We start from the raw sequence: 390 nt of genomic DNA, 5'->3' as shown, positions 1-390 counted from the left end.
GACGACTTCCTGACACCTTATGCAGTCTGCCGCCCGCCGCGTCCCGGCAATCACGACAATATCACGGCTACAGTTGCGATGGTGGTGATGGAAGCAGCGCTTGGCATGATGGAAATCGCGCCGCTGCCTGCTTTGAACCGCCAGTTTGCGACCTACTGTCTGCAGGATTATACGCCGCTACCGTCTGATGCCGCGCCACGCGCGAAATCCCTCTTTATCGAAGGCTAAAGAAATGCTGCGCTTTGCGCTTTCCAGAATAGGCATGGCCATTCCAACATTGCTGATCGTGGCAGTGGCTGTGTTTGTGATTGTCCGGTTGATACCGGGCGATCCTGCAGCCCTGATGCTGGGCGATTCTGCGGATGCTGCGACGCTGGCCGCGCTGCGCGA

General features: G+C 58.2%; 1 protein-coding gene and 1 pseudogene. Both read left to right on the top strand.

Features of this window, described 5'->3' with window-relative positions:
* The coding region (locus R0J92_RS21895; protein WP_411053194.1) for a hypothetical protein at window positions 1-228 on the top strand (228 nt) is incomplete at its 5' end.
* A pseudogene (locus R0J92_RS21890) lies at window positions 188-390 on the top strand (hypothetical protein); the annotation flags it as partial. The gene R0J92_RS21895 and the pseudogene R0J92_RS21890, both read left to right, overlap by 41 nt.

Source organism: Tritonibacter sp. SIMBA_163 (assembly GCF_046535935.1).
GTDB classification, from domain to species: Bacteria; Pseudomonadota; Alphaproteobacteria; order Rhodobacterales; family Rhodobacteraceae; genus Epibacterium; species Epibacterium scottomollicae.
This window is presented reverse-complemented; position numbering and strand designations above follow the sequence as displayed.